This window comes from Komarekiella delphini-convector SJRDD-AB1 (assembly GCF_014831675.1).
GTDB lineage: Bacteria > Cyanobacteriota > Cyanobacteriia > Cyanobacteriales > Nostocaceae > Komarekiella.
The window spans coordinates 1-24,424 of the sequence record NZ_VJXY01000050.1; the positions used below are offsets into that span (position 1 = coordinate 1).

Annotated in this window: 24 protein-coding genes; 14 read left to right on the forward strand and 10 right to left on the reverse strand. The window is 39.7% G+C overall.

Annotation, left to right across the window (positions count from 1 at the left end; all coding sequences use genetic code 11):
- Window positions 1–717, forward strand: a 717-nt coding sequence (locus FNW02_RS29910; RefSeq protein ID WP_348535468.1) for an NIL domain-containing protein, incomplete at its 5' end; no start/stop codon positions are given.
- A 102-nt stretch (window positions 718–819) separates the two neighbouring features.
- Entirely contained in the window at window positions 820–1,839 is a 1,020-nt protein-coding gene (locus FNW02_RS29915) for a sulfate/molybdate ABC transporter ATP-binding protein (protein WP_191761089.1), read from the forward strand.
- Between the two features lie 175 nt (window positions 1,840–2,014).
- Here the strand turns inward: FNW02_RS29915 and FNW02_RS29920 are convergent, their stop codons facing one another.
- The 3 genes from FNW02_RS29920 to FNW02_RS29930 form a co-directional block, all read right to left on the reverse strand.
- Window positions 2,015–2,443, reverse strand: a complete 429-nt coding sequence (locus FNW02_RS29920; protein ID WP_162397299.1) for a YidH family protein — start codon at window positions 2,441–2,443, stop codon at window positions 2,015–2,017.
- Between the two features lie 288 nt (window positions 2,444–2,731).
- Window positions 2,732–3,352, reverse strand: a complete 621-nt coding sequence (locus tag FNW02_RS29925) for a hypothetical protein (protein ID WP_191761090.1) — start codon at window positions 3,350–3,352, stop codon at window positions 2,732–2,734.
- A gap of 113 nt (window positions 3,353–3,465) precedes the next feature.
- Window positions 3,466–4,218 (reverse strand): cadmium resistance transporter, encoded by a 753-nt coding sequence (locus tag FNW02_RS29930; RefSeq protein WP_191761091.1) that lies wholly within the window; start codon window positions 4,216–4,218, stop codon window positions 3,466–3,468.
- Window positions 4,219–4,799: 581 nt separating this feature from the next.
- Between FNW02_RS29930 and FNW02_RS29935 the strand changes: the two genes are divergently transcribed.
- Window positions 4,800–5,735 carry a LysR family transcriptional regulator gene (locus FNW02_RS29935; protein ID WP_191761135.1) on the forward strand — a complete coding sequence of 312 codons (936 nt, stop codon included), beginning with the start codon at window positions 4,800–4,802 and terminating at the stop codon, window positions 5,733–5,735.
- A 96-nt stretch (window positions 5,736–5,831) separates the two neighbouring features.
- On the opposite strand, the gene FNW02_RS29940 is transcribed toward FNW02_RS29935, so the two are convergent.
- Complete coding sequence (locus FNW02_RS29940) at window positions 5,832–6,512, reverse strand: cadmium resistance transporter (protein WP_191761092.1); 681 nt, start codon at window positions 6,510–6,512, stop codon at window positions 5,832–5,834.
- A gap of 65 nt (window positions 6,513–6,577) precedes the next feature.
- On the opposite strand from FNW02_RS29940, the gene FNW02_RS29945 reads away from it, so the two are divergent.
- Together FNW02_RS29945 and FNW02_RS29950 are read left to right on the forward strand one after the other, a co-directional pair.
- Complete coding sequence (locus FNW02_RS29945) at window positions 6,578–7,237, forward strand: cadmium resistance transporter (protein WP_191761093.1); 660 nt, start codon at window positions 6,578–6,580, stop codon at window positions 7,235–7,237.
- A 435-nt stretch (window positions 7,238–7,672) separates the two neighbouring features.
- The gene (locus tag FNW02_RS29950; protein WP_191761094.1) at window positions 7,673–8,344 is read left to right on the forward strand and encodes a cadmium resistance transporter; all 672 of its coding nucleotides are present in this window, start codon (window positions 7,673–7,675) and stop codon (window positions 8,342–8,344) included.
- Between the two features lie 328 nt (window positions 8,345–8,672).
- On the opposite strand, the gene FNW02_RS29955 is transcribed toward FNW02_RS29950, so the two are convergent.
- Window positions 8,673–9,464: a sulfite exporter TauE/SafE family protein gene (locus tag FNW02_RS29955; protein WP_191761095.1), complete on the reverse strand. Its 792-nt coding sequence runs from the start codon at window positions 9,462–9,464 to the stop codon at window positions 8,673–8,675.
- A 349-nt stretch (window positions 9,465–9,813) separates the two neighbouring features.
- On the opposite strand from FNW02_RS29955, the gene FNW02_RS29960 reads away from it, so the two are divergent.
- The gene (locus FNW02_RS29960; protein ID WP_191761096.1) at window positions 9,814–10,605 is read left to right on the forward strand and encodes a phosphatase PAP2 family protein; all 792 of its coding nucleotides are present in this window, start codon (window positions 9,814–9,816) and stop codon (window positions 10,603–10,605) included.
- A 140-nt stretch (window positions 10,606–10,745) separates the two neighbouring features.
- Window positions 10,746–11,174, forward strand: a complete 429-nt coding sequence (locus FNW02_RS29965) for a hypothetical protein (protein WP_191761097.1) — start codon at window positions 10,746–10,748, stop codon at window positions 11,172–11,174.
- Between the two features lie 144 nt (window positions 11,175–11,318).
- Here FNW02_RS29965 and FNW02_RS29970 read toward each other — a convergent pair whose 3' ends face one another.
- On the reverse strand, window positions 11,319–12,122 hold the full coding sequence (locus FNW02_RS29970; RefSeq protein WP_191761098.1) for a prohibitin family protein: 804 nt from the start codon (window positions 12,120–12,122) through the stop codon (window positions 11,319–11,321).
- Window positions 12,123–12,635: 513 nt separating this feature from the next.
- The gene (locus FNW02_RS39980; RefSeq protein WP_191761099.1) at window positions 12,636–12,803 is read right to left on the reverse strand and encodes a hypothetical protein; all 168 of its coding nucleotides are present in this window, start codon (window positions 12,801–12,803) and stop codon (window positions 12,636–12,638) included.
- A gap of 91 nt (window positions 12,804–12,894) precedes the next feature.
- On the opposite strand from FNW02_RS39980, the gene FNW02_RS29980 reads away from it, so the two are divergent.
- The 4 genes from FNW02_RS29980 (at window position 12,895) to sbcD (ending at window position 17,440) form a co-directional block, all read left to right on the forward strand.
- Entirely contained in the window at window positions 12,895–13,080 is a 186-nt protein-coding gene (locus FNW02_RS29980; protein WP_191761100.1) for a DUF2949 domain-containing protein, read from the forward strand.
- Window positions 13,081–13,278: 198 nt separating this feature from the next.
- Window positions 13,279–15,162: an ATP-dependent zinc metalloprotease FtsH4 gene (gene ftsH4 / locus FNW02_RS29985; RefSeq protein ID WP_191761101.1), complete on the forward strand. Its 1,884-nt coding sequence runs from the start codon at window positions 13,279–13,281 to the stop codon at window positions 15,160–15,162.
- A 176-nt stretch (window positions 15,163–15,338) separates the two neighbouring features.
- Window positions 15,339–15,833 carry a peptide-methionine (R)-S-oxide reductase MsrB gene (gene msrB / locus FNW02_RS29990; RefSeq protein ID WP_191761102.1) on the forward strand — a complete coding sequence of 165 codons (495 nt, stop codon included), beginning with the start codon at window positions 15,339–15,341 and terminating at the stop codon, window positions 15,831–15,833.
- 353 nt (window positions 15,834–16,186) lie between these two features.
- On the forward strand, window positions 16,187–17,440 hold the full coding sequence (gene sbcD, locus FNW02_RS29995) for an exonuclease subunit SbcD (RefSeq protein ID WP_191761103.1): 1,254 nt from the start codon (window positions 16,187–16,189) through the stop codon (window positions 17,438–17,440).
- Window positions 17,441–17,952: 512 nt separating this feature from the next.
- On the opposite strand, the gene FNW02_RS30000 is transcribed toward sbcD, so the two are convergent.
- Both FNW02_RS30000 and FNW02_RS30005 read right to left on the reverse strand, forming a co-directional pair.
- Window positions 17,953–18,840, reverse strand: a complete 888-nt coding sequence (locus tag FNW02_RS30000; RefSeq protein ID WP_191761104.1) for an SDR family oxidoreductase — start codon at window positions 18,838–18,840, stop codon at window positions 17,953–17,955.
- Between the two features lie 38 nt (window positions 18,841–18,878).
- Entirely contained in the window at window positions 18,879–19,619 is a 741-nt protein-coding gene (locus tag FNW02_RS30005) for a tetratricopeptide repeat protein (RefSeq protein WP_191761105.1), read from the reverse strand.
- A gap of 670 nt (window positions 19,620–20,289) precedes the next feature.
- Between FNW02_RS30005 and FNW02_RS30010 the strand changes: the two genes are divergently transcribed.
- A complete protein-coding gene (locus tag FNW02_RS30010; protein WP_191761106.1) occupies window positions 20,290–21,642 on the forward strand; it encodes a pentapeptide repeat-containing protein in 1,353 nt (450 codons plus the stop codon).
- A gap of 212 nt (window positions 21,643–21,854) precedes the next feature.
- Here FNW02_RS30010 and FNW02_RS30015 read toward each other — a convergent pair whose 3' ends face one another.
- Window positions 21,855–22,154, reverse strand: coding sequence for a ferredoxin (locus FNW02_RS30015; RefSeq protein ID WP_191761107.1), 300 nt, complete (start codon window positions 22,152–22,154; stop codon window positions 21,855–21,857).
- Between the two features lie 453 nt (window positions 22,155–22,607).
- Between FNW02_RS30015 and FNW02_RS30025 the strand changes: the two genes are divergently transcribed.
- Both FNW02_RS30025 and map read left to right on the forward strand, forming a co-directional pair.
- Entirely contained in the window at window positions 22,608–23,627 is a 1,020-nt protein-coding gene (locus tag FNW02_RS30025; RefSeq protein ID WP_191761109.1) for a Gfo/Idh/MocA family protein, read from the forward strand.
- Window positions 23,624–24,388: a type I methionyl aminopeptidase gene (gene map / locus FNW02_RS30030; RefSeq protein WP_191761110.1), complete on the forward strand. Its 765-nt coding sequence runs from the start codon at window positions 23,624–23,626 to the stop codon at window positions 24,386–24,388. Before FNW02_RS30025 ends, map begins: the two co-directional genes overlap by 4 nt.
- Window positions 24,389–24,424 lie beyond the last annotated feature (36 nt).

Below are 24,424 nucleotides of genomic sequence, written 5' to 3' on the forward strand. Positions count from 1 at the left end.
CCCCATTCCCCATTCCCCATTCCCCAGTCCCCATTCCCCAGTCCCCATTCCCCAGTCCCCATTCCCCAGTCCCCAGTCCTTATGTCTCCAAAGAAATCTCCTCAACCCACACCAGTTGATAGCCGCATTCGTATACCTCAGCATTACCAACGACAACCTGTGATTTCGCGTTTGGTATCGCGTTATGGTATTAGCGTTAATATCACATCTGCGATGCTCACACCAACAGAAAACTACGGTTGGTTTGACTTACAGTTCCAAGGCAATCCAGAACACATCTGTAGTAGTCTGCTGTACTTGCAGAAATTGGGAGTAGATTTGATACAGCTGAGTATTGCTGGGAGTGTGCAGCATGATTTGAGTTCTCAGCCATTTCCCAGCCAAAAACTCAATAAACAAGAATTTGCACCTTTGGCTACGTCTTCGCACACTCAAGCTTACCAAGGCTATAGTGGTCAATCTCACCGACTGCGCTTGCAAATTTGCATCTTGAAAGATTATTACCAAACACCAGTTATCTCTGATTTGGTTTCCCGCTACGGCATAACAGTCAATATTATTGCGGCATCACTCCCAGCTAATCAGCAAGATGATGGTTGGTTTGATTTGGATCTTTGGGGTAGACCACAACAACTTTTTTCTAGTTTCAATCACTTAGAAAAACTAAAGTTGCCACTATGGCTAGATGCGTCTTCTATGCATGGATATGTCCTTTAGATCTAATACCAGTTTGTAGTTAATATTTTAATTAAATACTTAAATTTGATCGACAAACAGTAGTTAAATATAGTTATGTACCAAATTGAATGAGTAGAGAACATGGGAATTCGAGTAGAAAATATTTCTAAGCATTATGGAACTTTTCGTGCAGTTGATGATGTAAGTTTGGAGATTAAAAATGGATCTTTGGTGGCGTTATTAGGCCCTTCAGGTTCAGGAAAATCCACCTTACTAAGGATGATTGCGGGATTAGAAACACCAGATGCAGGTCAAATTTGGTTAGTGGGTGAAAATGCTACTTACCGCAGCGTACAACAACGCAATATTGGCTTTGTTTTTCAGCATTACGCGCTGTTTAAACACCTGACAGTGCGTGAGAATATCGCCTTTTCTATGGATCTTCGTAAACATCCTAAACACCATGTACGACAACGCGTTGAGGAACTTTTAGAATTGGTACAGATGCAGGGATTTGGCGATCGCTATCCTTCTCAGCTTTCTGGTGGTCAACGACAACGCGTAGCATTAGCACGCTCACTTGCTGTACAGCCTCCCATCTTGTTGTTAGATGAGCCTTTTGGGGCCTTAGATGCCAAAGTTCGCAAGGATTTGCGTGTTTGGTTACGCAATCTGCATTCTGAAGTTCATGTCACCACCGTATTCGTTACTCATGACCAAGAGGAAGCAATGGAAGTTGCTGACGAAATTGTAGTGATGAATCAAGGACGGGTAGAACAAGTTGGGAGTCCGGCTGAAATTTATGACAACCCAGCAACACTATTTGTGATGAGTTTTGTTGGGCCTGTGAACGTCCTACCTAGTCATGTCGGTATCGTACCCAACAAAAATGCAACTTCTCCTAGTGACAAAGTTTTTTTGCGACCACATGATATTTTGATTAAGACCGAACCGAGTGAGAATGCCGTATCTGTGATTGTTGAAAGGATTATTCATCTAGGCTGGGAGATTCGTGTGGAGTTAGTTTTGCAGTCTGGTGAAACGCTCAATGCTTATCTGAGTCGAGAACAGTTCCATCAGCTTCAGCTACGAAAGGGACAACGTGTCTATATCCAACCGAAACAAACGAAGGTGTTTTCTGCTGCTTATGCTTTAAGGTAAGAGTTCTGAATTATTGAGTGTAGAAACCGGGTTGCTGTGTAAATCCGGTTTCGTAAGTATTCAAATTCATAACTCGTCTAAAATTCTTTAGAATTAACCCTAAGTATAGAAGGGATGCGTGGAGCGATCGCTAAAACTGATTAAGTTGTCAGATCACCCACTAACCCAGACTCCATCACTCCAGCATAAAAGTCTGCAAATAATCCAATGGAACTGTGAAGACATAATAGATCACTCCTATGCCAAGGAGAGCCACAGCCAAACTCGCAAGAATTATCCAACGGTCTGGCGGTTGATAGGTATCTTCGTCAATGTCTCGGCGAACAGCGAAATAATGCTGAGTTGAAAGTAATACTGTCAAGACACCCACCAAAGCGAACGCCAAACCCAACTTCCAGCCATTACCAGGAGGTTGTGGCGCTAATGGAGGACGGATAATACGCAAACGCACAATCAACACACCAAAACCCATGAGCGCAATACCACTACGCATCCATGCTAGATAAGTGCGTTCATTCGCCAAATGATCCCGTATTCGATCTGACCTATACTTCTGTACTTTTTCTGATTTTTGTGTCTCTAATTTTTCTGCTTCTATCTTCATAGAATTTGCATTGTCGAATAATTGTTAAAACTGTTGAATACTTAATTAATATTTTCTCAAAAAAAATACAAAAAAAATAATATTTTTACATCAACAATATTTCTTGATTAACTCAGGCTACTTAATCAAATATATTTATCCAAATTGAATAATCGATCATCTTGCTTATTCCGCTAGTAAGTTTAACTTTTTGGCGGGAGCAAGTCAAAAAATAAGAGCCAGAATTGCTCTGACTCTTATTTTTGTGTTATTCTTGCTTAATTAGCAAATTCAATTAGTACCAGTTACTCAATCGTCAATTTTTGCATTGGTAATTCCGGCATCAAGCGCAGCTTGTAAATTATCAGGAATAAACCAGTTGGCTTCGCCAGACTTGAAAATATTCGCAGGTGGAAGATTAAATTCAGTCTCTCCAGTTTGGGGGTTACTTGTAGCAACTAACCGAGTTCCATGAACAATCTTAAAAGCGCTAGCGGGTGTTCCTTCCTGTGCTTCTGTAGCAGCTTGACCGGGGATATAAACGCCTTGACAGTCCCACTCATCATCAGTTTCCGCACCACTAGGTAGCAGATATAATTCATTATCGTAGGTTGAACGAGATTTTTTTGCTTTTTGACCGTAGACTAACAGCGTCTTTTCTGTTTCATTACGGCATATTCCAACATTTTCACCAGTTTCAATGATATATTTCTGGAATTGTAAATTAGAGACTTTTTGTAGAATCTCTGGTGTAGCACCTTGTGTTTGTTTTTCTTGTAAGGCAGTATCTAGCGCCTTGGTGATTTCAATGTAATCTGGATCGTTTGCATATTTTTTTCCTGCCCAAGATGGTTGAGCAATCATCAAGTTTACCAGTAGCAATAAGCAAACAATAGTGATTTTGAAAACATTAGTTTTGAAAGTTTTCATGTATTTTTCCTTGTAGATTAGAAAAGATTTACTAGTTGTTAACTACCTAATTTAAGGTATTGCATGAGTATTTTTTCATCTATTTGTTGAGAATATTTATGTCTAATAGAAGTCTATTTTTGCTCAACTCTAGATAAAACTTCAGATTCAGGTGATCCCAAAGGAAATCTGTAAATTTCTTGCCATGCATTCCTACCTAAAATTAACAAGTAGGAGCCAAGACTTACACAAGTAATAACGACCAAGGCGGGAGTTTCTAAAGTGTGACTTTCCATCAAAATGGAAACACCCAATCCGATTAAGATAAAGGGAATAAAAGAATTGCCATAGCGAGTAATAACAGATGCGATCGCACTTACCTGAGTTAAGCAATAGGCTGCATAACACCACATACCTACCATCACAAAAAACACGGTCAAAACAACCAGTAAGCTATCCCATGTATTGGTAGCAAACATTGGCATATAGATACTAATGTTGTCACCACCATTAGCAATTGTTACTGCTGCTACACCGTAGGTTTGGGGAGAGAGAAAATTGTACAACCAAGATTGAGAAGATTCGGGAGTTTTGGGATCTTCTCCATCGTCAGTCTCTTGATTTAGTAAACGACTGATACCAATGATGATCGGAACAATTCCGAGTAAACCAATCCAGGATTCTGGTAGGATGAATTTGCTAAAAAAGCTAGGCAAACTTGCAATTACCAGCGCACTAAAACCCAGATATTGACCGATAACAATGTGGCGGCGGTGAAAGCAAGCATTTATTTGTGAGAAAAATAGCGATAAGATGACAATATCATCAAGATTTGTGGCAACGAAAGCAGTAAGTCCTGTAGGAATAGCAGTTAGTAATCCGCTCATTTATTGTGTCTCGTCAATGGTAGTGGTTCTCAACCATCTGTATCGGTGGGTAGCTGGGATGCTTGCTGATACGCAGGTTTAAAGTTTTGAATCTGGAATTACCTATTAGCGCTTGTCTTGCAGTGAAAAGGCAATTATTGTTGAAGTTTAAATTCTGTGATCATCAGCAAATTTTCTAGTTTATAGATGTCCGATTACGGTTGAATCGAACTGGTGATTTGCCTTAATCAAGAATGCTGTATCAAGGGCATAGATTTACTTTATGGTTTACTTTCAATAAAAGCAAACAGTGTTTTTTGTTAAATCGATAGATTGAACTTATTGATTACAGATATGAACGCATCCAAGACCTTTTGGTTAAGGGGTAAAGGGGAAAGGGAAAAGATGAAATTTCTCCCTTACCCTTTAACCTTTTCTCAAATCTTAAAGGAGATAAGAAGTACTTATAAGGGAAAGTATTGTTACCGTATCCACATAATTGAAGAATATTTAAAATTATCTACAGTTTTCCGCCCAATCTGCCGTATAATACTTTTGTGGTATTCAAAATCACTATCCTACAAGCTTCTACCATAGCCAAAATGACGCTGGAGCAGTTGCGAATCTTTTTAGCCGTTGCAGAAGTGTTGCACTTTACCCGCGCAGCTGAAGCACTTTATATTACTCAACCAGCAGTGAGTGCTGCTATTCAAACTTTAGAGACAGAATATGGTGTTAGGTTATTTCATCGCATTGGTCGTCATATTGAAATTACAGATGCGGGTAAATTATTGCAGGGTGAAGCGCAGAAAATTCTTGACCATGTAGAGTTAACAGAACGTGGTTTGAAGGAATTAAATAATTTGCAGCGGGGAGAGTTGAAATTGGGTGCAAGTCTCACAGTTGGGAACTATTGGCTACCCGAAAAAATTAGCCAGTTCAAGCAGTTATATCCCGGTATTTTTATCAACTGTAAGCTGGGTAATGCTGAAGAAATTTGTGAAGGGACTGCTGTTGGTATGTATGATTTAGGTTTAGTGACAGGAGAAATTAAGCCATCATTGCAGCAGTGTTTGGAGAAAGACAAAGTAGGAAGCGATCGCCTGCAAATTGTTGTTAGCAAATCTCACCCTTGGTTTCAGCGTACCGAGATTTATCTAGACGAATTACTCACTACAAATTGGGTAATGCGTGAATCAGGTTCCGGTGCACAACAAATGTTTCACCAAGCCTTACAAAGTTGGGGAATTGAACCCAGCCACTTGAATGTTGTACTCAACCTGAACACCAGTGAAATGGTGAAAGCAGTTGTAGAAAGTGGCGTTGGTGCGGCTGCACTTCCCGAATCTATGGTGAAAAAAGAATTGCAACTAGGAACACTACACGCTGTACGAATTATCGATCCACAAAAACAATCTCCAAAGAGATTAGAAATTATCCAGCCTGTTTGGAAACTGAAACACCGTCAACGTTTTCATACACGGGTGATGACAGCTTTTGAAAATATTCTCCTCGAAGAAAACGTGCAAGTTGCTTAATATCAAGTTGTAATTTATCAAGTAATATTTTATCTAGATTAATATATTTATATTATTATTTAGAACAATGAATATAAATTTTAAATGACATGAGTATCATTCAACTGTTTTTTTTAGTAAAATTGTTAAACAAATAAAACTTGCTCCTAGCTTAAAAAGACTTAAAGTTCCAGTTTTTAAAACAATAAAACAGCCTAATACTATCAATATAAAAGGGAAAATATAACTACTATATCTACTTAAGATATTTGCAACTTTTACTTGATAAGTAAATTTATACGCTAAATAACACCAAAGTGCTATTAATATAAAAAATACACCAATAATAATCACAAAATTTTCTAAATTACTACTAGCAAATAACGGCACATAGACGCTGATATTATCGCTTCCATTGGCGATAGTGATGGCTGCAACACTGTATGTCTGTGCATTAAAAATACTTGCTGTGTTTATATCTTGATATTCTGCTGTTGCAACTATAACCTCTTGTGATACATCTTCCTCTCGATTGATCAAACTGCTGATACCTATCGCTACAGGTATTAATCCCAGCAATCCAATTAAATTAGGTGGTATGACTAATCCACCAAATAACCCTGGAAGACTGGCAATCACTAACACTGTAAAGCCTAAATATTGACCAGCAATAATGTGCCGACGCCTGAAGCTAGAATTTAGTTGAGAAAACAGCAGTAATAAAATAACGATATCATCAATATTGGTGGCAATGAAGGCTGAAATTCCAACTAAGAGTGTAGTAATTAACTCACTCATTTCAGTATATCCTGATTTGTTTGCTTAATATTTTATTGGTTAATCATTATTGCTGACAACCTCACATGAATAAAATTAGTACAATTATCACTGAGGGAATTATTGCCTTTGTCGCCACCAATATTGACGACATTATCATACTATTGCTATTTTTTTCCCAGTTAAATACTCAATTTCGTCGTCGGCATATTTTCGTCGGTCAGTATCTTGGCTTTACTGCCATTATTATTGCCAGTTTACCAGGATTTTTTGGTGGTTTAATATTACCAAGAGCCTGGATAGGCTTGTTGGGCATACTACCAATAGCAATTGGAATTAAACAATTAATAAATCAAGAAACAGAAAATATAGAAGTTCAGACTGTAACTACTAATTTCAAACCGTCTACTACCAGTAACCCTATACTATCTTTTATTTGGAGTGTTCTGAGTCCCCAAACTTACAAAGTTGCAGCAGTCACTTTTGCAAATGGTGGTGATAATATCGGCATCTATATTCCTTTATTTGCTGGGAACAGTTTTGACAGTTTGCTAGTGATCCTGATTGTGTTTTTTATTATGGTAGGGATTTGGTGTGCTGTTGCTTACTTCTTAGCTCGTCAAGCTACAATTGCTTATATTTTAAGTCGCTATGGTAAAACCGCTGTGCCCTTTATATTGATTGGTCTAGGTTTGTACATTATGTATGAAAGGGGCACATTTACTCTATTACCTTGGCTAAAATAATAATCATTTTTTCTTACTCTGCCTTATCTGCGGCTATTTAAACTCCGCCTGTTGTCAGGAATTATAGTACCACAGCACAGAATTCAAAATCACCTAAAAACCTTTTAACCAGGGTTTTTAGGTGATTTTGAATAGTGATTTTGTTTTTGCGAGTCTGTCGTAGTTGAATCCATTATTTTTATTTATCGTTTTAAAAAGAAAGAATATTTGCTCTTATTGAGTAGAAGGAAGTAGTATTTAGTTCAGATAAAGTTAAAGTATCTAGCTAAAAATAAATCATTAGTTGATTTGATAGCGATCGCTTCCAACAATTATAAAAAATAACTGTCTGCTACTGCTAGGCAAAACAGTTAAATAATCACCTAAGATGCCCTCAAATTAAAAGAGTAAAGCAGGGCTAGAAAAAACATAATTAAATTTTTGCGGACAACAATCATGAGTTGGTTAATTGGTACTCTAATTATCGGAATTTCTGCTGCTTTTGCAACTACATTTGATGATAATTTATATTTGACAGCTTTCTTTGGGAAAGTCAATCACACCTTTCGTCCTAAACATATTATTATCGGCGAATTTTTGGGATTCACTGCACTAGTATTTGCTAGTCTTCCTGGCTTTTTCGGTGGTTTGGTCATTCCACATACCTGGATTGGATTACTAGGTTTTCTTCCAGTCGCCATTGGTATCAATCATCTTTTGAGCCGAGAAAATGACGAAGAAGCAGTACAAGCTGTGTCAGTTAACTTAAATTCTGCTAAACCTCAACGGCATAAAAAGTCACTATTAGCAACTCTACGCGACCCTCAAACTTACCGCGTTTCTGCTGTTACTATTGCCAATGGAGGAAACAATATTGGGATATATGTGCCGTTGTTTGCCAGCAGCAATCTTCCAAGTTTAGGGGTAATTTTATCTGTTTGTTATTTCACAGTTGGATTGTGGTGTTTTCTATCTTATAACCTGACTCGTAACCCCTTGATGCTTCCTATTCTAGCTCGCTACGGTCGAAAAGTCTTTCCTTTAGTATTAATCTGGTTAGGATTCTCTATCCTCATTAAAAGTGAAACCTATTTACTTTTACCTAGTATTGCAATGTTTTCCAATTAAATATTAGGTAATATTTCGCTCTCGATTCAACTGTAAATCATCATAAGGAAAAACTGATGAATATTCCTAATTCAAAAAAGCTAACTTCCTAGATTTTCACTGCTACATTTATAGTATTTTCAACGGGATTTTCTCTGCTTGACCAGTCCAGCGCCATAGCTCAATTACAAACATCATCTGCACCTATTGAATCTACATCTGCTCCCGAATTACTAATAGACATCTCCAAAAACGAATGTAGAGACGTAGCAGTGCTACATCTCTACTGGATAACGTATATTTAATTTCACCAGATGTCTAATAAAAAATATTAAACGATGAATTTTATTTAATAAACTAACTTTAAGCTCACCATCATTAATATAGAGTAAATAATAAACCGCAATGGTTTTAACGGTACAATTTGACAAATTTTCGTCCCCAGTATTACTCCTGGTACTGAGCCAAACCATATCGGTAGCACTAAACTCCAATCAACTGTACCTAATGTGAGGTGTCCAATAGCGGTAAATAGTAAGAGAATTGCTGCTTGGGAAATATCTGTACCAACTAGCTTTCGTGCATCCAAGCGGAAAAATGCAATCAGTACCAAGGCAAACATTGAACCGGAAGAAACGCTTGTTAGACCTACAATACAACCTAAAAACGCTCCGACGCTAATTGTCTGCAAGCATCCTAGTTGAGTTTCTAAATCAAATTTGGGGAGTTCAGGTAATTGAAACTTTGGAAAGAAAATCAATAGCAGCATTTGCACTAACGCCAAAACTGTAACCAACAGAATCGTTATACCCAACAAGTGAAGCATGATTTCGTTTAGGTTATGCTCGCTATTCTGTCTAATCAGGTGCAATATCCCTACCCCAAACAGAGAACCAGGAACACTTCCCAAAGCTAGCCATTTTACTACCTGCACATCAAGGGTTTGTTGCTGCCAGTGTTTGATGCTACCAACTACCTTCATGAGTGTAGCAGCAACGACATCAGAACTTACTGCGATCGCAGGCGGTACTTGAAAAATAAAAATCAACATCGGCGTAATCAGAGAAGCGCCACCAATTCCCGTCAGACCCACAACAATGCCAACCAGAAAGCTGAAGAGAGGTAATAATAAAAAGTTCATACTACTGTCTTTGAGTGGGGTTTGGTGAATGCAGCTTTGTTTAGCTGAAACAAAAAAATCGCTGTAATGCTCTCGTGGAAAACATTTCGTGCAATTGCAACTTTTGACCAACTGTTGAAAAGTTTATATCAAGTACTAAAATCTGATCGGCTTACCGTATTTTAATGTTAAAAATAATAAAAGTCCATGTTTATATGGAGTGATACGAAATACAAATATAAATTTATACTTAAAGTTAAAGTATTTTATTCAACAAACTGAGTTTCAGCTTATATCTCAAGTTCAGTAGTAAACTAGATAGCAGTATTTCAAAAAACTACATTAATTTCAGCGCAATACCGTATTTGATATGGCATTAGAAAAAGTCAACGACGAAAATCAACAAACAGCAGCATCTTTGCAAAAACCACAGTCTCCCATAGGGTTTGTGCAAAAACTGTTAATTATCTATTGGCGTTCTCTGTTGCTATTATTCGTGGGGATATATCTACCACTGCAAATTTTTGGACTGCTGGCATTAGAGGTGCAGCAAAAAGAGGGTAGTTTTCCTTGGGATTTGCCAATTTTGGTAACGGTTCACTCTTTAGCACAGCCGCAGTTAGACGTATTCGCTGTGATATTGACAAAATTGGGTTCATTTTGGACTGTATTACCCATACTGAGTATCATTGCATTCATTCTACTACTGCAACGTCGCTGGCGATCGCTCACTTATTTAGTTATTACTACTGCTGGTAGTGCAATTATTAACCGCACAGCCAAGGAATTTTGGCACAGAGTACGTCCTGATTTGTGGCACTCAGTTGCACCAGAATTTGATTATTCATTTCCTAGTGGTCATTCCATGACAAGTATGACTTTGATTGTCATTTTGGTAGTTTTGACTTGGGGTAGTGTTTGGTGCTGGTTAGTATTAATTTTGGGTAGCTTGTTTATCTTAGCTATTGGCTGGACACGGTTATATTTGGGAGTTCATTTTCCTAGTGACATTATCGCAGGTTGGATGGTAGCGATCGCTTGGGCAATTGGCGTGAGTTTAATTATTCGACCATTATCACAATCAGCAAATATTATCAGCGAAAAGCCAGCGAGTGAAACCAAATTGCTCTCTGAAGAACAGGAGTTATTTAATCAAGAATAATTCTTTTTAGTTCGTAACTATAGGCTTTATTAATACAATTTAAATACGTAAACTTTCTACTTTACTAGACTCAAAATCTTGTAGACTTTTTTGATTTTTTGTTTTAAAATACGGTAAGCCGATAAAAATACTGTACTAATATGATTGACATTGAAAAAAGTGTTCAAGAGCCTTTGTTACAAACTACAGAGAATTTACCCAAAACACTATTGCAGAAGATTAGAGGTGGATTTTTTTTAGTTATCGGATATTTGTTGTCACCATTATGCTGGTGGAACGATTTGATATTTAATTTACCAATTGCTTATTTATTTGGTTATATTTGTAGTCTTTTTGCTCCTAAATTACTTATGCCTTGTATCATTATCGGTTACTGGCTATCTAATATTATTGGTATTCTCTTGATGCAAGCAGGTGCAATTGATATTTTCCAAAAACAACCCCAAGAACGCAACTTAAAAAAAGAATTATTTACAGGCTTAATTTCTTCAACTGCATATACCTTTTTAATTTTGGCATTAATCCAGTTAAAAATTATCGAAACTCCTAATTTTTTCTCTGGTAGTTAATAAAATTTGAAAGTTCGTAGTAAGCAATTTAGTGATTAAAAAATCAAGGACTAAAGTCCTTACTACAAACCCGCATAACTATGAAAATTAATGAGACAGAGCACTACAACTATCTTTAATTGGTAGTTGTCAAAAATAGTTAAATCACTTTAATTTTAAAATATCATTCATATTTAAAAGACTTGGACTATCCTTTGTCATAATTAAAGGTAATTTACCATCCCATTTTTCTATAGCCTGTCTTTCCAAAATCTCATCAGTCAAACTCTCATGTAATAATTTGTTTACTTCTGCTTCTCCTCTAGCTAAATTTACCTTAGCCTCTGCTTCCTTTGCTGCTTTCAATGCAATAAAACCTGCTCGCTTAGCATCTTGTTCTGCAATCTGTTTTGCCTCTACTGCTTCACTAAATCTATCTGAAAAATTGACATTAACTAAAGAAATATCATCAACTGCAATATGGTAGCTGTGTAATCTCGTCGTCAATGTATTATCAACATCAGATTTTACTTCTCCTCGTTTAGTGACTATTTCTTCTGCTGTATACTTTGCAATGATTGCTTTTAACACTTCTTTAACTGCGGGATTAATAATTTTTTCAACTACGTCTTTTTCATCACCAACATCTCGAAAAATTATATTAGTTTCTTCAGGCAGAATATGCCAATTTAGCACTATATCTATATATATATCTTGTAAATCTTTTGAAGGAGATTCAGCATAAATATCTTGTCTTTGAACTCTCACACTGATTCTTCTGACTGTATTGACAATAGGAATTATGAGATGTATTCCTTCTGCCAATACCGTCTCTTGGACTCTACCAAACTGCATTAATACACCACGTTCTCCAGCATTTATCACCACAAACGGTGTCAGTAAAATTGTAATTAAAAATAAAAGTGCAGTTAATTTACCAGCACCATTTGTAAGCTTAATTTGTTTCATATTTAGCAAAACTATTTGTATTCTATTTGTGAATTTCCTTAAAGGGTGCTTGTTTATACTACTAAAATTCGATGGGAATAAGCTAGTTAATAAGTATTGTATACGAATATGTCATAGGTTTATCTGCAAAACAAGCCGCCAACAGTGAGAGCAGTAGTCCTTTTAAGGTGGGTAAAAATCCAAAAAAATTTTGCGAATTTTGGGCTTTTCAACTTCGTGTCTACCCTACGGTAAGCCGCTACCGCGTCTGAGTGCCTTAGTGGTTCAAAAGTCAAATTTGTAACCACTAAGACATCAAGAAAAATGCATTACACCTTGAAAGAGCTACAGTTATGGCATTAGGAAAGAGTTACTTGTCCCTTACTGTCCTACTCTCATCTCCTTCTAATCCTTTCTAAAAGCAGCAATAGTCTTGTAACTCTGATTGAGTACGGTAAACCGTATTTGCTCATTAGTTCACAAAGATTAGTTTAATTGTTAAGTTTAGTTACATAAATTAAAAATTGCTGCTAACTAGGAGAACTTATGAAAACCAGTAGTACCTTTTTGCGATCGCAACCTCAGATGTATGTCAGCCAACAACCTCAGTTTGATTTTACTGAGTGTGCCTAAAAGTTGAATAGTCGCTTGGCAATGATTGGGTTTGTCTTTCTTGTAGTTCTGGAAGTTCTGACTGGTCATAGTGCGATTAGTTTTTTGACCACTTTTTAATCAAACTTCCCAATCCACTCCAAAAATAAGATTTACTTAATAAATATTGTTTAAGATTGACATGGAAGCCACAAAGCAATTAGTTCATTTTTTAGAAGAAGAGTTGGGCATATCTGACGGAGCAATTTCTCTGGCGTTGCGACATTGTGAGCAAACACCCAACTTTTTACCTATAACCCTTTGGCAGTATGGCCTGGTGACACTGGATCAATTAACCCAAATTTTTGACTGGCTGGAAACAGTGTAAGCAACTGCTTCAACTATTTGGGATAGAAATAGCCAGCTTTCAGAGACACTGATACTTTCAAGAGTTTTAACAAAAAAAGCAAGGATTCAGAGAGAATCCCCTGATGAAGTCGGGTTCTCCTAACTCTTGTCTCCTAACCCCTGGGGTCTTAATTACGAATTAGCATGACTCCTCTCATTTGCAGGATTAGTAACATTAATGACGATTAAAGAACAACCTAAGCCGCCTCGGTTTCGGCTCATTGCCAATATATTGCTATCTGTATCAGGGTTATTCCTGCTCTTAAATCTGTTTTTGCCTAGTTTATTTACTTCCGGGCCTGCTGGTGTTCCCTACAGCTTATTTATTCATCAAGTACAAGAAGGGGAAGTCAGCCGTGTTTCCGTCGGTCAAAACCAGATTCGCTACCAGCTAAAAACTGAGAACGCTGAACCGGGTGCGGTATTCGTAACTACACCAATCTTTGATTTAGAGTTGCCCAAACTGCTTGAGTCAAAAGGAGTTGAATTTGCTGCTGCACCTCCACCCAAGAATACTTGGTTTACAACTCTCCTGGGTTGGGTCATCCCACCGTTAATTTTTATTGGTATTTGGCAGTTCTTCATCTCTCGTGGTGGCGGTGGCCAGCAAGGTGTTCTCTCTATTGGTAAGAGCAAAGCCAAAGTTTATGTTGAAGGCGACTCGGCAAAAATTACCTTTACAGATGTCGCTGGTGTTGAAGAAGCTAAAACTGAGTTAGTAGAAATTGTAGATTTCCTCAAGACTCCGGCACGTTTTACCCAAATTGGGGCGAGGATTCCCAAAGGCGTGCTGTTGGTAGGCCCTCCAGGTACAGGTAAAACACTGCTAGCTAAAGCTGTAGCCGGAGAAGCAGGAGTTCCATTCTTTAGCATCTCTGGTTCCGAGTTTGTGGAATTGTTTGTCGGTGTCGGTTCTTCTAGGGTGCGCGACCTATTTGAGCAAGCAAAAAAACAGGCTCCCTGTATTGTATTCATTGATGAATTGGATGCGATCGGTAAGTCTCGTAGCAGTAATGGCTTCTACGGTGGTAATGATGAACGGGAACAGACCCTTAACCAGTTACTAACGGAGATGGATGGGTTTGCAGCTGGAGATGCAACGGTGATTGTACTTGCAGCTACGAATCGCCCCGAAAGCCTTGACCCTGCACTATTGCGTCCAGGTCGCTTTGACCGCCAAGTGTTAGTAGACCGTCCCGATTTATCCGGTCGTGAGGCAATTCTCAAAATTCATGCTCAAAAGGTGAAACTAGGAGATGACGTAAACTTAAAAGCGATCGCAACTCGTACTCCCGGTTTTGCTGGTGCAGATTTAGCAAACTTGGTAAATGAAGCAGCATTATTGGCGGCTCGTAATCAACGTCAAACAGTTGCCCAAGAAGACTTTGCCGAAGCTATCGAGCGGGTAGTTGCAGGTTTAGAAAAGAAGAGTCGGGTGCTGAACGATACTGAGAAAAAGATCGTCGCTTACCACGAAGTCGGTCACGCAATGGTAGGGGCACTGATACCCGGAAGCGGTCGTGTAGAAAAGATTTCCATCATTCCCCGTGGGATGGCAGCTTTAGGCTACACCCTACAATTACCGACCGAAGACCGCTTTTTGATGAATGAAGAGGAACTGCGGGGTCAGATTGCTACCTTACTGGGTGGACGTTCCGCCGAAGAGATTGTGTTTGGCAGCATTACAACAGGTGCTTCCAACGATTTGCAACGGGCGACTGACTTAGCAGAACGGATGGTGACAACCTATGGTATGAGCAAAGTCTTAGGGCCACTGGCTTACCAACAAGGTCAACAAGCAATGTTCCTTGGCAATGGTGCGCCCAATCCCCGCCGTTTGGTGAGTGAAGATACAGCAAAAGCCATTGATAGCGAAGTCAAAGAAATTGTAGAAACAGCCCACGAACAAGCCCTAGAGATTCTCAAACAAAATCGAGATTTGCTCGAGGCGATAGCCACTCAACTCTTAGAAACAGAAGTGATTGAAGGCGAGAAACTAAATAGTCTGCTTAGCCAAGTTCAACCTATAGCTAAGGAAACAGCTGGTTCTGTTGCATCTTAGTTTAATCAACTTCACCCATTGATTGCAGAATTAGCGGAATCCAATGCAAGGATTCCGCTTTTTCTGTTATACCTCACCCGCCCAGAACTCAAGTTCTCGTAGCCTAATTACGAATTACGAATTATCTTGACGGCTTCCCGTACTCAACGAAAGTGAAAATAGAAAATAATAGATACATGAACAAACGCTATTTTCTTGAGGCTAGCGCAGCAATAGTTAGCACAGCACTGTTATCACGCTATATCAATTGGGGTTCAGAAAAAATGACAACTTCTAAGAGTGGATTTGAAATTACCAAACCTGAAGAAGAGTGGCGCACAATTTTAACGCCAGAACAATTTCGTGTGTTGCGTAAACATGGGACTGAACGCGCTCACACTAGTCCACTTGATAAGGAATATGATGAAGGCACTTATGTGTGTGCCGCTTGCGGACAGCCATTGTTTACATCTGACACTAAATTTAATAGTGGTACTGGCTGGCCTAGCTTTTTTAACCCGATTGAAGGAGCGATCGCTTTTACTGTAGATCGATCGTTTTTTATGACCAGAACTGAAGTGCATTGTAGTCGTTGTGGTGGACATCTGGGTCATGTTTTTGATGATGGCCCTGCACCCACAGGCAAGCGCTACTGTATGAATGGTGTCTCGCTGAACTTTGTTCCTGCTTAATTAGCTGCGATCGCACTGTCAATTTAAATCGTTAATGAAAACGGTGTGATACAATCACACCTCAATACGCTTAGTGTTAAGCCCAAAAGCAAGACGAACACACCGGATATTAGTGGGAAACTATTAAGCTCATCCCACCCATAAAAGGGGATGGGATAACACGAAAGATGGTTGACAGTTGACTATTAACCGTCAACTGTCAACGGCCTAAAAAGGCGTCTTTCATCACCTACCGAGAAGGAATAGGTTTTCCCGACACCTTTTTATAAGTTAGAGCCAACTAGGCAGCTATTAGTAGTCATTAGTCATTACTATTGAGACAAATGATTAATGGCTCAGGATAAAGGACAAGTATGATTAAAATCCTCCATCTCTCCGACATCCACATGGGAAGCGGTTTCTCCCACGGACACATCAATCCTGAGACAGGATTAAATACACGATTGGAGGATTTTGTCAATACTTTATCTCGATGTATTGACCGAGCACTAGCAGATGCAGTGGATCTAGTGATATTTGGTGGCGATGCTTTCCCAGATGCGACACCGCCGCCTTATGTACAGCAAGCTTTTGCCAGCCAGTTTCGCCGTCTAGTGGATGCCGAAATTCCGACAGTGCTGTTGGTGGGGAACCACGACCAACATTCCCAAGGATTGGGAGGCGCAAGTTTATGTATTTACCGCACCTTGGGAGTGCGAGGGTTTGTTGTTGGTGATACGTTAACTACTCACCGCATTCAGACCCGCAATGGAGGAGTGCAAGTGATTACCCTCCCCTGGCTAACTCGTTCAACACTGATGACTCGCCAAGATACTGAAGGTTTGCCTTTGGCGGAAGTTAACCAACTGTTAACGGAACGTTTGCAAGTTGTTTTAGAAGGAGAAATTCGCCGTCTTGACCCCGAAGTGCCTACAGTGCTTTTGGCTCATTTGATGGCTGATAATGCTAGCTTGGGAGCAGAACGCTTCTTGGCAGTGGGTAAAGGCTTCACTTTACCTCTATCTTTACTGACGCGACCATGTTTTGACTATGTAGCATTGGGACATGTCCACCGTCACCAGAACCTAAATAAATCCAATAACCCCCCAGTGATTTATCCAGGAAGTATTGAGCGGGTGGACTTTAGTGAAGAAAAAGAAGACAAAGGCTATGTAATGATCGAGCTGGTGCGGGGTAGTGCTGAGTGGGAGTTTTGTCCCTTACCAGTTCGGACTTTCCGCACAATTGAGGTGGATGTCTCAAAAGCAGATGATCCCCAAGCCCTATTGATCAAAGCGATCGCTAAGCATAATATTCAAGATGCTGTAGTGCGGCTAATTTACAAACTCCGCTCTGAACAGATGGATATCATTGATAGTAGCTCCCTACACGCTGCTTTAAGTACAGCCCACACCTATACCATTCAAGCAGAGTTGGTGAGTCAGTTGGCTCGACCTCGCATTCCCGAATTGAGCGCAAGTAGCAGCATCGACCCAATGGAAGCGTTAAAAACTTACTTAAATAATCGTGAAGACCTCAAAGATATAGCAACATCCATGCTAGAAGCAGCACAGAAGTTACTAGCAGATGACGTGGAAGTGTGGCTGGAAGGAGCTACTTCTGATTAGTCTCGAAAAGCTCAGATACCCGAATATCTCCAGGGAAATTGGCATTGTTCACGTAGTAATATTCTTAAGAAAGATTTCCGAATTATTGCGATAAGTTAATGCTATTCAAGTTTAGTAAATATACTGTTTGGCTAAAGAAGATAATGCTAGATTAAGAGCAAGGTACAAACAGGTTAAAAGTTTAAACAAAAACTTTCAAGTTAGAGCCTGTGCCTCCTGCTCTAATATTCTCGCGATCGCTGCTAGGTTGTAACATCCTCTAAATGTGTTTTCGCCTTGAGTTCATTGAATTATTTTGGAGGTTTTTGAACGCACAGCCAGATATACCTACCTAGTTGAAATAAAGGATGTACAACTCTGAGTAGTTTCGATTGCGAATACTGTCCACCTTAGTTTAGTTAGCTACTTCTAATTCTCCTAATCTTCTTGAAATATTGCCTCCTTAAGAAACCGCCTTAAGCTGCTTGATAATTATCCATCGTAGCTTTTGGCGGTTTCTGTTGTTGAGTTATTTAATTATCTGAACTTGATATAACTGCTAACTTTTCTAATTCTTCTTTTACAGATAAAAGCGGATATCCTAATGCAAAAGCTTTAGAACTATCTAAAGAAACATCCGCTGGTCTTGGTGCTGCCATTTTGACATCTTGCTGTTGGCAACTTTTAAGCCCAGTTGCGGGAAGTTTAAATACCTCAACTAATAAACGTCCAAAATCATAGCGCGAAATCCGCTCTTTTCCACCTAAGTGAATACGCCCGTTGACTTTCTCTAATGCTAATAACAGCCCTTTTGCCGCAGTTGTTCCACTGACTGGTGTGCGGAATTCATCTATAAATAAATTTAGTTCTTTTTCAGCTTTTAAAGTTTGGATAAATGGCTGTATAAAACTTTTAGCTGTAGGTGTTGCTATCCCATACATTAACGGCATCCGACAGACTGCGGTCAGAGGATATCGTTCTAGCATACCTATTTCAGCTTTGACTTTTTGCTCACCATAAATGTTTACAGGACAAACGGGGTCTGTTTCTCGATAGGGAGCATTTAAGCCATCAAAAACTAAGTCGGTTGATGTAAAAGCACAAGGAATAGAATTATCGGCGCAAAGTCCAGCAATATTGCAGGATGCTGTAACATTAATTGCGTGTGATTCTTCAGGATGAGTTTGACAAAAATTGGGTTGTGATTGAGCCGCTGTATGAATAACTGCTGCTGGTTCAATCTCATTAAATATGCACTTTAATTCCTGGAAATCTGTCAAGTTAACTTTCAGCATTTTGATGGCAGGAATCTCTAAAGCATGAGAAAAATAAGTACCATAAATTTCCCATTCTTGCTTGGCAAGCTGGCATAAATGCCATCCTAAAAAACCACTAGCTCCAGTGATTAACAATTTTTTCATGTCTAATTACCATTACTAGTAGTGGTAACAACAGACTATTAAAGTAGTTCCTGAAATCGTTTTTCGCTACGCACTTTATTAAAATCAGGGTCAGTTTTTGCTAACTTTTTGTACTTATTAGGCTCAAGCTGGATGGCTTTATTGAGATTCTCAATTGCTAATTCTAGATTGTTCTGTAAAGCATAAGAACAAGCTTTGTTGTAATATGCTTCGTGCTTATTTGGCTTGATAGCGATCGCTTTATCGTAAGATGCGATCGCCTCTTTGTAACGTTGCAACTTGGTGAGGGCAATACCTCGGTTTATCAAAGCTTCATACTTATCAGGTTTAATAGTGATCGCTTTGTTATAAGATGCGATCGCCTCTTTATAGCGTTGCAAAGATGTTAAGGCAATGCCGCGATTGTACCAAGCTTCATCTTTGTCAGGTTTGATAGCGATCGCTTTGTTATAAGATGCAATTGCCTCTTTATAGCGTTGCAAAGCTGTTAAGGCAATACCGCGATTAATCCAGGTTTCAGGACTGTCATATTTAATGGCGATCGCTTGATCATAAGCTGCTATTGCAGCCTCGTAACGTTGTGCATCTAATAAATTATTGCCTTGATGCAAAAAATCTTCTGCTTTTTGGCTAGCCTTTGCTTCTACAAGCAGCTGGGCAACATTAGTTTCCTGTACAACTTGTTTAATAGTTTCTGTGGATGAATTTGCCCCATCACCACAACCAAATACGAAGAAAGTGATAAAGCCAGAGGCAACGAAGCAGCGCCAAAAGACCATGCTGTACCTACAGAACTCATAATATGATGCTAGAACCTGTTCAGATTTTAAAATCGTATCAAGATGCACGGTTTTTTATCAATTAATTTTCTTAGTTTTATGAAAAAAAATCTTATTTTTAATGCATAAACGTCTTTTACTATAAAGTACGGATCATATTATCATATTAAATACAGTTAAAGCAATGACTTTGCTTAGAGTTGAGCTATCGAGCTCTTGCAATGACTTTGCCTACATCCCAAAGTCGCTAATAAATAATGTGTTTAAGCAAGCACAAATCAACCAACCTCAAGACATCACATCACTCCTTTACCACTAAAGGATTAACCCTTGAGAAAATAGAGAATGCAGGTAAAGCAGAATAGATAATTTGCGAGTAGGAAGGAAGTACAGTCTTGTGTGAAATTATGATGAAGCGAACTTTAAAGTTTAACTAAGCTGACAATACCTGTAGCTGAGATTGGCTCAAATTGCTGTTTTAGTATGTTTTGAAATTTGAAAACGACATGGCTAAATCAAATGTAATATTCCTAGAGGAATACGAGAGCGAAACTATTTCCAATCAAAAAAAGTAGTTGATTTATGGTATTGGACTCTTGCCTTACCCTACCCGGTGGCGGTTAACATAAAACAGCTGTTGAACTGAATCTGCTGGGACAAAATAGAAAGCATGACGATTGAATCCAACTCTCCGAATCTACCAACCCCAGAACCCGTCCCCGAAAACGACTTGCAACCAGATGACTTTGACAGTGGTACAGGGGAAAATAACCTCACTTCAGAAGCGCTAGCGGCACAACAAGCCTTAGCTACAATTTCGTCTTTGCAATCTTCACAACATACTACTGCCCTGCAACAATCCCGTTCCAGCTTCAAGCAACAGACTACCAATCAATTAACTGTTAAGCCAAGAGCATTGGTGATTACTTTAGTAGCGATCGCCATTACTTTTATCGGATTTGCCCTAAATAACTCAATCATCGGCATCTTGGGAACGCTGGTGACTTTGGTGTTATCGTTGGCGATACTATTGCCGTGGTTGAAATATGTACTAGATGAATGGTTTTCATCCGATGAAAAAGTTCTATTTGTCGCCTTTTTCGGGCTATTAGTAGCGATTATTGGCTTGTTTAAGTTTACTGGTGGGAGCGATCGCCTACTTGTTTGGGGACGCCAGATTAATTGGGATATTGCTGGGACTCTGGCAGAATGGTTTGGCGCTTTGGGGCAAATTCTCATTGCGATCATTGCTGTTTATGTGGCGTGGCGACAATACGTTATCTCCAAAGACTTGACAATTCAGCAAAACCTGTTGACGGTTCAGCAAAATATTATCACTCAGCAGCAGACGATTGATTCTTATTTCCAAGGCGTCTCAGATTTAGTATTAGATGAAGAAGGATTATTAGAAGATTGGCCCCAAGAACGGGCGATCGCTGAAGGACGCACTGCGGCAATTTTTAGTAGTGTTGATAGTACTGGTAAAGCGAAAATTCTCCGCTTTCTCTCACGTTCCAAGTTGCTCACACCCCTAAAACGCGATTCTCGCTTAGGCCGAGCCATTCTCAACGGCTTTGGCGGTTACGCCGAAGACCGCCTTGCAGGTGTGCGCGTCATCGATTTAGGCGTTATGCTAGCCGCCGCCGACCTTTCTGCTACAGATCTACGTTGGACTGACCTGAGTGAAGCTAATCTTGTCCGTGCTAACCTCAGCGGTTGTGACTTGGTTAAAGCCAACCTCTCCCGCACCATCTTATATAATGCCAATCTTCGCGGTGCTGACCTCAACGGGATTCGCTTATTCTACGGTACAGTGGCGATCGCATCACCACGCAGTCGTACGCAACCACCAAACTACGAAACTGGCGAACACACCGGTGCTGTAGTGGAAAATGCTGATTTTACTGATGTGCAAAGAATGCCAGAGTCCATACGTTATTACTGCTGCGCCTGGGGTGGTGAAAAAACTAGAAGCACTATTCCCGGTGGTTGTGAAGGCATTCCTAATAACTTAGGGCGATAGTTAATATCAAATTATAAAAGTATTTGTTGGCAAATAAAAATGAAGCAGGAACACACAAAGTTATTGTGTTCCTACTTAAACTAAAATTAGACTTTTTGCCAAATTAGCTTGAAAAGACACGCAATATAGGGATAATTCCCTTGGATGCGCTGCTTTTATTTCTCCAACATCGGTAACTCTTGCAAGAGGTTTATTGTTGAGGCGCCTAACTCTTAGTAAAGTTCTTCTTCTTTGTGAGTTTCGATGGTCACGTCAGAAGTTGGATAGGCGACACAGGTCAGCACATATCCAGCTTGGATCTGATCGTCGTCTAAGAATGACTGGTCAGATTGATCAACACTACCTGATTTGAGTTTACCAGCACAGGTAGAACAAGCACCAGCGCGGCAAGAGTAAGGCAGATCAAGACCAGCTTCTTCAGCAGCATCTAGAATATAGACATCATCATCAACGTCAATTGTTGTGTTTAGCCCTTCTTCTTCGTTGATTAGTGTCACTTTGTAAGTTGGCATTTAGTAGTCCTCTCTTTTGCAAACGGCAGCATAAGTTATGCTAAAGCAAATGATACGGCTGACCTTATGGGTTAGTCGCTGATTCAAATTTGCTTCAATTCTGATACTACGAGAAAAACTAATGGATGTAACTGGAAATTGACCCCGATTAGTAATGAAATTTAGTTAGTTAATACCGATAAGTTTTATTTATAGAAAAACTGACATAATAACCTTGTTTTAAGAAAAAACTATCTTTGTAGATAAAAAATATGAATCTCTCGCAGTGCTGTCAGACAGCAGAAGCGTCTACAGACTTCTCTGTGCCTACAGCACTGGATTCACACACTGGTTCATTACGGCGCGACCTCGTAAACCTTCCAAATGGTGAGCAAGTATTGTTAGACTTCCTATAAAAAAAGAATCCCATGCTTTCTAGCCGTGGAATTGTCAAAAACAGAACTGGTAAGGATCATGTATAATTCAGAGGCAGCTTTGGAAAAAGCAAGAGTGCGTGTGGGTTTGGTTGGTACTGGATATGCGGCAAAACTTCGGGCTGAGGCTTTGCTGAGTGACGAGCGATCGCATCTAATCGCGATTGTTGGTCATAGCCCAGAAAATACGCAAACTTTTGCCAGAGAATATCAGACTGAGGCATTAAGTTCTTGGCAACAGCTAGTAAAGCGCGATGATATAGATCTAGTGGTGATCTCTACTGTAAATCGAGATCATGGGGCGATCGCCCGTGCTGCACTCACCAATGGCAAACACGTAGTTGTAGAGTATCCTCTTTCGTTAGATGTGGTAGAAGCCGAAGAATTGATCGCTTTAGCCAAAACACAACAAAAACTCCTGCATGTTGAACACATTGAACTCTTGGGCGGATTGCATCAAGCCTTGAAGCAGCACTTAGCAAAAATTGGCAATGTGTTTTATGTCCGCTATAGCACTATCAATTCCCAGTATCCCGCACCCCGCAAGTGGACTTATAACCATGAGCTTTTCGGCTTCCCCCTGATGGGTGCGCTGTCTCGCCTACATCGTCTCACCGATTTGTTTGGTCAAGTCTTGACTGTTAACTGTCATCAACGATATTGGGAAACCGAACAAGATTACTACCAAACCTGTTTCTGTATTAGTCAAGTATGCTTTACCAGCGGACTTCTCGCGCAAGTAGTCTATGGCAAAGGTGAAACCATTTGGCTCTCAGAACGCAAATTTGAAGTTCATGGTGAAAATGGCGGGTTAATTTTTGATGGCGACAAAGGACTTTTCATCCAGCCTGGAGAAACAACACCGATAGAGGTTGGTGCTCGCCGGGGTTTGTTTGCCAAAGACACAAGTTTAGTGTTAGACCATCTTATTGATAACACTCCCTTGTACATAACTCCAGAGGAGAGCTTATACACCCTGAAGGTTGCAGATGCTGCACAAAGAGCCGCACAGACAGGGACAACTATATTTATGAAAAATTCTCTAGATTTAAGTTCATGAAAACCGAACCAATTGTTATTTTATCTACAAGAGAACTAGACAAAATGCGTCACGTGGGACGCTTAGCAGCCAAACTTCTACAGCATCTTGAACCATTAGTCAAGCCAGGGATTAGCACTCTCCAACTCAATGATGAAGCCGAACGTTGGACACAGGCGCACGGAGCAAAAAGCGCCCCTCTCGGCTACAAAGGCTATCCCAAATCGATTTGCACCAGTGTCAATGAGGTTGTTTGTCACGGTATTCCTAATGCTAAACAGATTCTCAAGGAAGGTGACATTATCAATATTGATGTGACGCTGATTGTTGAGGGCTATCACGGCGATACATCTAAGACATTCTTTGTCGGTACACCTTCCCCCAAGGCTAAAAAGCTAGTAGATGTTACCGAGAAATGCCGTAGCCTGGGCATTGCTGAGGTTAAACCAGGCGCACGCATTGGGGATATTGGTGCAGCCATTCAAGAGTATGCCGAAGCACAAGGCTTTTCTGTAGTGCGAGATTTCGTCGGACACGGCATCAGTAATGTTTTCCACACTGCGCCGGATATTCCTCACTATGGCACACGCGGCAAAGGCAAGCGGCTCAGACCAGGGATGGTTTTTACCATTGAGCCGATGATTAACGAAGGCACATGGGAAGTCGAAGTTATGAGTGATGGTTGGACTGCTTTAACTCGCGATCGCTTACTTTCTGCTCAATGTGAACATACCTTAGCTGTAACTGAAGATGGGGTTGAAATTCTGACTATACCAGAATAGGACATGCAAAATTTGTTGGGAATGTCAATATCTTTA

What these genes read in the sequence shown, in the direction of transcription:
- FNW02_RS29940 (WP_191761092.1), bottom strand. Translation starts at nt 6,512, where the DNA reads ATGAGTGAGTTAATTACTACACTCTTAGTTGGAATTTCAGCCTTCATT.
- FNW02_RS29920 (WP_162397299.1), bottom strand. Translation starts at nt 2,443, where the DNA reads ATGAAGATAGAAGCAGAAAAATTAGAGACACAAAAATCAGAAAAAGTA.
- FNW02_RS29980 (WP_191761100.1), top strand. Translation starts at nt 12,895, where the DNA reads ATGGAAGCCACAAAGCAATTAGTTCATTTTTTAGAAGAAGAGTTGGGC.
- msrB (WP_191761102.1), top strand. Translation starts at nt 15,339, where the DNA reads ATGAACAAACGCTATTTTCTTGAGGCTAGCGCAGCAATAGTTAGCACA.
- FNW02_RS29945 (WP_191761093.1), top strand. Translation starts at nt 6,578, where the DNA reads ATGAATAAAATTAGTACAATTATCACTGAGGGAATTATTGCCTTTGTC.
- FNW02_RS29970 (WP_191761098.1), bottom strand. Translation starts at nt 12,122, where the DNA reads ATGAAACAAATTAAGCTTACAAATGGTGCTGGTAAATTAACTGCACTT.
- FNW02_RS29955 (WP_191761095.1), bottom strand. Translation starts at nt 9,464, where the DNA reads ATGAACTTTTTATTATTACCTCTCTTCAGCTTTCTGGTTGGCATTGTT.
- FNW02_RS30010 (WP_191761106.1), top strand. Translation starts at nt 20,290, where the DNA reads ATGACGATTGAATCCAACTCTCCGAATCTACCAACCCCAGAACCCGTC.
- FNW02_RS30000 (WP_191761104.1), bottom strand. Translation starts at nt 18,840, where the DNA reads ATGAAAAAATTGTTAATCACTGGAGCTAGTGGTTTTTTAGGATGGCAT.
- FNW02_RS29965 (WP_191761097.1), top strand. Translation starts at nt 10,746, where the DNA reads ATGATTGACATTGAAAAAAGTGTTCAAGAGCCTTTGTTACAAACTACA.
- FNW02_RS29925 (WP_191761090.1), bottom strand. Translation starts at nt 3,352, where the DNA reads ATGAAAACTTTCAAAACTAATGTTTTCAAAATCACTATTGTTTGCTTA.
- sbcD (WP_191761103.1), top strand. Translation starts at nt 16,187, where the DNA reads ATGATTAAAATCCTCCATCTCTCCGACATCCACATGGGAAGCGGTTTC.
- FNW02_RS29915 (WP_191761089.1), top strand. Translation starts at nt 820, where the DNA reads ATGGGAATTCGAGTAGAAAATATTTCTAAGCATTATGGAACTTTTCGT.
- FNW02_RS29960 (WP_191761096.1), top strand. Translation starts at nt 9,814, where the DNA reads ATGGCATTAGAAAAAGTCAACGACGAAAATCAACAAACAGCAGCATCT.
- FNW02_RS30015 (WP_191761107.1), bottom strand. Translation starts at nt 22,154, where the DNA reads ATGCCAACTTACAAAGTGACACTAATCAACGAAGAAGAAGGGCTAAAC.
- map (WP_191761110.1), top strand. Translation starts at nt 23,624, where the DNA reads ATGAAAACCGAACCAATTGTTATTTTATCTACAAGAGAACTAGACAAA.
- FNW02_RS29935 (WP_191761135.1), top strand. Translation starts at nt 4,800, where the DNA reads ATGACGCTGGAGCAGTTGCGAATCTTTTTAGCCGTTGCAGAAGTGTTG.
- FNW02_RS30005 (WP_191761105.1), bottom strand. Translation starts at nt 19,619, where the DNA reads ATGGTCTTTTGGCGCTGCTTCGTTGCCTCTGGCTTTATCACTTTCTTC.
- FNW02_RS30025 (WP_191761109.1), top strand. Translation starts at nt 22,608, where the DNA reads ATGTATAATTCAGAGGCAGCTTTGGAAAAAGCAAGAGTGCGTGTGGGT.
- FNW02_RS29930 (WP_191761091.1), bottom strand. Translation starts at nt 4,218, where the DNA reads ATGAGCGGATTACTAACTGCTATTCCTACAGGACTTACTGCTTTCGTT.
- FNW02_RS29950 (WP_191761094.1), top strand. Translation starts at nt 7,673, where the DNA reads ATGAGTTGGTTAATTGGTACTCTAATTATCGGAATTTCTGCTGCTTTT.
- FNW02_RS39980 (WP_191761099.1), bottom strand. Translation starts at nt 12,803, where the DNA reads ATGACCAGTCAGAACTTCCAGAACTACAAGAAAGACAAACCCAATCAT.
- ftsH4 (WP_191761101.1), top strand. Translation starts at nt 13,279, where the DNA reads ATGACGATTAAAGAACAACCTAAGCCGCCTCGGTTTCGGCTCATTGCC.